Consider the following 6,433-nt stretch of genomic DNA (forward strand, 5'->3'; position numbering starts at 1 on the left):
CCGCAGTAGCCCGACGCGGCGCCCAGACGGAGGGCGCCCACGGACTCACCCGCCCTGCCGAAGCCGCCACCCCGGGCGACGGCCTGCCTCCTCCGGGACGGCGCCACCGAGGGCCTCCCCGAGGGGGCGAGCCCGGTCGGGCTCCACGGGATCCACCGTCCGGCCGTTTCCCCCTCCCACAGCTGACGCACGACCGGCGGCAACGGTCCTGTCGGCGGCACGGTCAGGGCCGAACGGCCCACGCCCGGAAGGAGGTGGCGGAGGACGATGGAAGGAGAGGTGAGAGCGATGCGCACAGTGATCGTGTACGAGAGCATGTACGGCAACACACGCGAGATCGCCGAAGCGATCGCCGCGGGCATCCACGAAGCCGCCCCGGACGCGGCGGTCGACTGCATCCCGGTGGCAGAGGCCGACGCCGACATGACGCGGACCGCCGACCTCCTGGTGGTCGGCGGTCCGACGCACATGCACGGCATGTCCTCCGGGCTCAGCCGCAGGATGGCCGCCACGGCCGAGGCGAAGAAGGAGGGCCACGAGGACGCCGCTCGGGAGGCCGCTTCGACGGCTGAGGGGCCCGGTCTTCGCACGTGGTTCCACGACCTCCCGAAAACCGAGCCCGGTACCCACGCGGCGGCCTTCGACACACGCGCCGACATGCGGATGAGCGGCGGCGCGGCGGACGGCATAGCGCAACGGCTGTCCCGCCACCACTACGACGTGGTGGCGGAACCCGAGGGGTTCGTCGTCGAGGAGGCCGACGGCCCCCTGCGGGCGGGCGAACTCGACCGCGCCCGCGCCTGGGGCGCCGGCCTGGTCTGACGGATCTCCGGCCGACCCTGCTCGTGGCAGCGTGACGACTACGGACGAAGGCCTTCTCGTCCCTACCCCGGCAACGGCCCTACCGACCAGGAGGGCCGCGCCGAGCGGCTCCTCGCGGTACGCCTCGCGTACCGCGAGGACGGCCACGGCGGCGATCAGCCTGAACAGGCGTCCAGCTGGCAGCCGGCCGCCGTCCCGCTCGGTGCCGAAGCAGAAGTACGAGCTTGTCCCGGCACCCGGCGGGACCCCGCGGATCATTGCGCTGGTCAAGCAGGCGCCGCCCGGACGACCGTTCCGGCGGGAGCGCACTCAGGGGAAGAGAGCGCACTCAGGAGAAGAGCTCGCCGAGCAGCTCGGGGCCGAGGGCGATCGGGGCGGGGCGGTAGGCCGGGGGCTGGATGCCCATCAGTTCGCGCACCATGAAGTCCCAGCAGCGCTTGCGGACATAGGACAGGCAGTCGATGAGCGTGTGCTCGGCGCCGGGCACGATGAGCAGCTCGAAGTCCTTGTCGGCGGCGATGAGACGGTCGGCCAGCCGCAGCGTGTGATGCGGGTGGACCTGGTCGTCCATCTCGCCGTGGACGAGCAGCAGCTTGCCGGCCAGCCGGTCCGCGAGGCCCGCGTCGGACACGTTGGAGGTACGGGCCCATGCCTCGGGGTCGGCCGCGCCGTCATAGGTCTCCACGAAACCCTGGCTGAAGTGGGGGGCGTCGTGGGAGCCGGAGAGGGCGACGCCGGCCTTGAACACCTCGGGGAAGTCCAGCATCGCCCGCGCCGCGGCGAACCCGCCGCCGGAGTGGCCGAACACGCCCACCCGGTCCAGGTCCATCCACGGCCGGGTCTCGGCCAGTTGCCGCAGCGCCGCGACGTGGTCGGCCAGGGAGCCCGCGTCGGCCAGGCGGCCGTAGGAGGCGTCGTGGAATGCCTTGCTCCGCCCCGGGGTGCCTCGCCCGTCCACCGCCACCACCACGAAGCCCAGTGCCGCGAGGGGTTCTGCGTCCATGCCCATCCCGCCGGGGTCGAAGCACGGGGCGACCCGGGCGACCTGCGGGCCGGGGTAGACGTTGTCCACCACGGCGTAGCGTCGGGCGGGGTCGAACCCGCGCGGCCGGTACAGCACCCCGTAGACGTCCGTCACCCCGTCGGCCGCCTTGACGCGGAACCGCTCCGGCGGCGTCCAGCCGGTGGCGGTGAGCTTGCCGATGTCGGCGCGCTCCAGCTCGACCAGCACCCGCCCGTTCCAGTCACGGACGAGGGTCACCGGCGGGGTGTCGACCGTGGACGCGGAGTCGATGAAGTACTCCTGGCCGTCCGGCACGGTGACGACGTGGTCCAGCTCGTCGTCGGTGACCTTGGCGAAGCCGGAGCCGTCCAGGCCGGCGCGGCACACCGTGCGCCGGTACGGGTCCTCCGCGACCAGCCCGGAGGCGGTGAAGTACACCACCCGCTCGGCCTCGTCGACGCGCAGGATCTGCCGCACCGCCCACGGCCCGGAGGTGACCTGCCCGAGCAGCTCGCCGGTGTGCAGGTCGTACCGGTAGAGGTGGCCCCAGCCGTCCCGCTGCGAGTACCAGAGCACCTCGTCGGGCAGGACCCGCACGATCGGCGGCTCGTACAGCCACTGGTTCGGCTCGACCCGGGTGTCGCCGGTCTCGCTGAGCACGGTGGTGACCTCGCCGGTGGCGGGGTCCAGTCGGTGCAGGGAGAGCGTGCGCGGGTCGCGCGGCCGGCCGAGGTAGTACACCGCCGAGCCGTCCTGGGCCCACCACGCCCACCTGGTGGTGATCGGCGACATCTGTGGCATGAGCAGCGGCTCGGCCTGGGCGCGGACCACCGTGCCCGCGGCGACGTCCAGCACGACCAGCTCGGCCTGCGGCACGCTCTCGTCCCCGGGGTGGGCGTACCGCTGGGTGTGGACGGCGGGCGCGCCGCCGTCGGCGGGCCTGGCCTCCACGAGGTGGGTCTGCCGCACACCGCGCTCGTCGGTCCGGTGCGCGAGCACCTTCGTCGAGTCGGGCGACCAGGCCACCGCGGGCGGCAGGTACGGCAGGCCGATCTTGCGCAGCAGGGTGGTGTTGCTCGTGCAGTCCGGGCCGGTGCCGTACTGGTGGTCGGGCGCGCCGTCGGTGGTCAGCGCCCACTCGCGGCCGTCGGACAGCGAGCGCGCCCACAGGTCGTGCCCCCGCCGGGACACCGCGGCCTTCCCGTCGGGTGACGGCACCTCCAGCGGGCTGCCCGGTGGCGTGAATTCCGCCGGCTCGCAGCTGTAGTCGTCGAGGCGGCAGCGCCAGTACGCGCCGAACGCGGCGAACTCCACGGTGTTCCCGACCAGTTCGATGGCCGGGAACGGCAGGGCCTCGGGGTCGACCTGCTGTCCGGTGGCGGCGGCCAGCGCGGTGGCGAGCCGGGCGTGGTCGAAGGCCGGCTCGCGGGTGCCCGCCGTCGGGCCGACCAGGACGAACCGCCTGCCGGTGCCGTTGCTCACCGCGTACCAGAAGCGGGCGCCTCCGTCGATCCACTGCGGCCTGACCTTGTCGCCTACGACGAGCTCGCCGGGGCGTGCGGGGCGGTGCAGAAGCAGTTCCGCGGCCTGGTAGTCCTGAGTGGTGCTCATTCTTCTTGTCCTTCCTTGGCGCCGTTTCCGGGCACGGCGACGGCCTGGTGGTGCCGTGACGGCAGGGGTGACGAGAGCGAGAAGGGCTCAGGGGCCCTGGACCATCTCGCGGGCCGGTGAAGGCTGCCGCTGTGTCAGAGGCTGCGAGCGGTGATGTCGCCGTGGGTGGTGGTGGCGTGGATGTCGACCGTGGGGGTGCCGTCGGCGTTCTTGAGCGCGTTGTCGATCCGGCCGTAGGAGGTGCCGGCGTCCAGGGTGGCGGAGACGCCGCGGGCGACGCCGACGGACAGGTCCCCGGCCGCGGTTCGCAGGGCCACCGTGCCCCGCACGGCTTCGGTGATGGTGATGTTGCCCTTCTGGGTGGTGATCTGGGCGGGTCCGCCCAGACGGCCGACCCGGATGTCGCCGGCCTGGAGGGTGAGGTGGGTGCTCGCGGCATCGTCGAGCTCGACCGAGCCGTGCGCGAGCTCAAGGGTGACGTCACCCAGTCGTCCGACGCCCCGCAGGTCGGCGCTGGCCGCCTTGGCCTCGACGCGGGAGCCGGCGGGCAGTCGGACGGTCACCTCGACGGCACCGGAGTCGCCGAGGATCCCGTTCTTCGGCGCCGGGGCGTCGATCCGCAGGAGGCCGCCGGCGTAGTCGACGGTGATCCGCTCCGCCGCCTTCACGTCACGGCTCTTCGACGCGTCAGCGGGCAGGACCTCGACCGTGGTGTCGGCCCGGTCCGCGGCGACGAACCGGATTCGTCCCGCCGGGATGTCCAGGACGGCGGTGACCGGGGCAGGAGTGGCGAACGTCTGCATCATGATTTCCTTCGACTCGTTTTCTGGAATGCCCTCCGCATCCGACTGTCATCGAGACAGGTCGATGCGGGGACGTTTGTTGCGCTCGCCCGTGCACCCGTGCAGCGGGGAGCCTCTGCACCACATGGCGCATCGACCGGTTCGGGCTCCGAGTGAACGCCACGCCGGGACACCACGGACCCCGAAGGAGGCCGCGCCCACACCGCGGTCGCCCCGCGCCGCACCGTGTGAGCGCGAGCAACCCTGCGGCCGGACGACGGGCTGGCTGGCAGGCAGGCAGGCAGGGGCATGACAGCTTCAGGGCCGGTCGGCACCACCGATCCAGGACCGCTTGACCAGCCCCGGATCCGGCCCGGGGCACCGCCGCAGGCCCACCGGATCACCCGCGTCCCGTTGCCGGTCCGGCTGCCCGCACCAGCACACCGGCCACTGCCGCAGTCACCCGGGTAACAGCCGCTCGCCGCGCCGGCCGTCCCGGCTCCGAGAGCCACCGTCGCGACAGCCGAAACCACGACCAAGCGCGTTCACGACCTTCATCCCCACCCTCTGGTACGCACGGTAACGCTCTCGCCGACCTGACCGGCTGCGGTACACCGGCCGCCCCGGGCGGCCCGGGCTCACCGAGTCAGGCGGGGCTCAGCCGAGAACGATCATCACGCTACTGCCGTGAAGATCATTCAGCGAGGGCGGTACGCGCCAGCAAGGGGGCCTCGCGCGCCACGGAGCAGACCGCCCGCGCCATGACGGGAACCCCGGCGCCGGCCCCCGTGATGATCTTGTCGTTCGGGCTGGTCTACGCTCGGCCCCTGTGATCTCGCACGCACACCAGGGGACGACCTCCACGGCCCTCACCCGTCTCAACGTCAACGCCGCGCGCCTGCTCGGCGTACCCACGACGGAATACGCCCACCTGCTGGGCGTCGCACCGGAGCACCTCAACGACGACCTGTGCCGGGCCCCCACCATCACCAGCATCCGCATCGCCGAGCTGATGACCGTACACACGTCCTGGCCCGAGGTGGCGCTGCTGATGGCACAGCGGTCGCACGTCGGCAGCCTCGGGGTCTGGGACTACCTGATCACCTGCGCGACCAGCCCGCTTGAGGGGATCCGTGATTCGGCGACGTACCTGGCGACCGTCCTCGACGTGGGCACGGACAGCATCCAGGTCAGCGAGCACGGCCGGCACATCTCCGTCAGCCACGCCAACGGGGCCGATCTGACCTTTGAGGCCGCCTGCGCCGTCCGCGCGTGCGCGCTCGGCCTGTTCCAGGCGCGCCTGGGCCATGCCGCACAGCGGCACCTCGTCCCCGTGCACGTCGCTCTGGCCACCGAAGTGCCGCGTAGCCACGACGCTCTGATCGAGCTGTACGGCACGCGCGCCATCGACTTCGAGGCACCGGTCAGTTCCATCACCTTCCACGCCGCCGACCTGAAGGCGCCGTCGCCCCACGCCCAGCCGGGGCTGTCGGCAGTGCTACACAGACACGCCGAGCAGACGCTCGCCGCCTCCGTCCCGCTCCGCAACTGGCTGGACCTCTTCCGTGCCGCCCTGGCGTCCGCGCACGACGCGGCGGACCCTCCCACGCTGTCCGCGGTGGCGCAGCGCATGAGCCTCAGCACCCGGACCCTGCAACGCCGGCTCGAGGAACACAGCACCACGTGGAGCGGCGAAGCCGAAGCCATCCGCAAGGCCCACGTCACCGGGCTCCTCCACGACACCGATCTCAGCATCAACGCGGTGGCCGCCCGCACCGGCTACGCCGACGCCCGAGCCCTGCGCCGCGCCGTCCAACGCTGGTACGGACAGACACCCGCGACCCTGCGGCGCACCGCTCAGCCGCAGCCCCGCCGGTGATGTGGGGACTCCCGCTCCGGCGGGCACGGACCTGCCGTCCGTGACGCGCACCGATGCCTGTCATCCGGCAGGGACTTCCGGTTGCGGGCCGCGGGACCCGCAGCCACGGCGGCACGGTACTGATGTCGGCCGCCGCCCATCGGGACGTCCAGGTCGGCCTCGTCTCCGGTTCGCGCGGTGCGCCCGGCTCGTCCTGTTCCGCTACTGCGCCGGTGTGATGAGGCCGTAGTGGCCGTCGTAACGGTGGTACAGGACGTTGCCCCGGCCGGTGGCGGCGTCGGTGAAGAAGACGAACGGCAGCCCGGTGAGGTCGAGTTTCGAGACCGCCTCGGCCAT

The 6,433-nt window shown here is 72.5% G+C and carries 5 protein-coding genes; 2 read left to right on the plus strand and 3 right to left on the minus strand.

From position 1 onward, the window contains the following. The first annotated feature begins 288 nt into the window (after positions 1–288). Positions 289–822: a flavodoxin family protein gene (locus AC067J_RS40405; protein ID WP_478307793.1), complete on the plus strand. Its 534-nt coding sequence runs from the start codon at positions 289–291 to the stop codon at positions 820–822. Positions 823–1,150: 328 nt separating this feature from the next. Here AC067J_RS40405 and AC067J_RS40410 read toward each other — a convergent pair whose 3' ends face one another. Next, a complete protein-coding gene (locus tag AC067J_RS40410) occupies positions 1,151–3,436 on the minus strand; it encodes a S9 family peptidase (RefSeq protein WP_478307794.1) in 2,286 nt (761 codons plus the stop codon). A gap of 134 nt (positions 3,437–3,570) precedes the next feature. Beyond that, positions 3,571–4,239 carry a DUF4097 family beta strand repeat-containing protein gene (locus tag AC067J_RS40415; RefSeq protein WP_478307799.1) on the minus strand — a complete coding sequence of 223 codons (669 nt, stop codon included), beginning with the start codon at positions 4,237–4,239 and terminating at the stop codon, positions 3,571–3,573. 808 nt (positions 4,240–5,047) lie between these two features. On the opposite strand from AC067J_RS40415, the gene AC067J_RS40420 reads away from it, so the two are divergent. Continuing rightward, positions 5,048–6,097, plus strand: coding sequence for a helix-turn-helix domain-containing protein (locus AC067J_RS40420; RefSeq protein ID WP_478307795.1), 1,050 nt, complete (start codon positions 5,048–5,050; stop codon positions 6,095–6,097). A 201-nt stretch (positions 6,098–6,298) separates the two neighbouring features. Here AC067J_RS40420 and AC067J_RS40425 read toward each other — a convergent pair whose 3' ends face one another. Then, positions 6,299–6,433: a sigma 54 modulation/S30EA ribosomal C-terminal domain-containing protein gene (locus tag AC067J_RS40425; RefSeq protein WP_478307800.1), complete on the minus strand. Its 135-nt coding sequence runs from the start codon at positions 6,431–6,433 to the stop codon at positions 6,299–6,301.

Source organism: Kitasatospora sp. NPDC042419, assembly GCF_056437345.1.

Bases quoted from the DNA above. Each gene is read 5' to 3' on its own strand.
- AC067J_RS40415 (WP_478307799.1), bottom strand. From the start codon at position 4,239: ATGCAGACGTTCGCCACTCCTGCCCCGGTCACCGCCGTCCTGGACATC.
- AC067J_RS40425 (WP_478307800.1), bottom strand. From the start codon at position 6,433: ATGGCCGAGGCGGTCTCGAAACTCGACCTCACCGGGCTGCCGTTCGTC.
- AC067J_RS40410 (WP_478307794.1), bottom strand. From the start codon at position 3,436: ATGAGCACCACTCAGGACTACCAGGCCGCGGAACTGCTTCTGCACCGC.
- AC067J_RS40405 (WP_478307793.1), top strand. From the start codon at position 289: ATGCGCACAGTGATCGTGTACGAGAGCATGTACGGCAACACACGCGAG.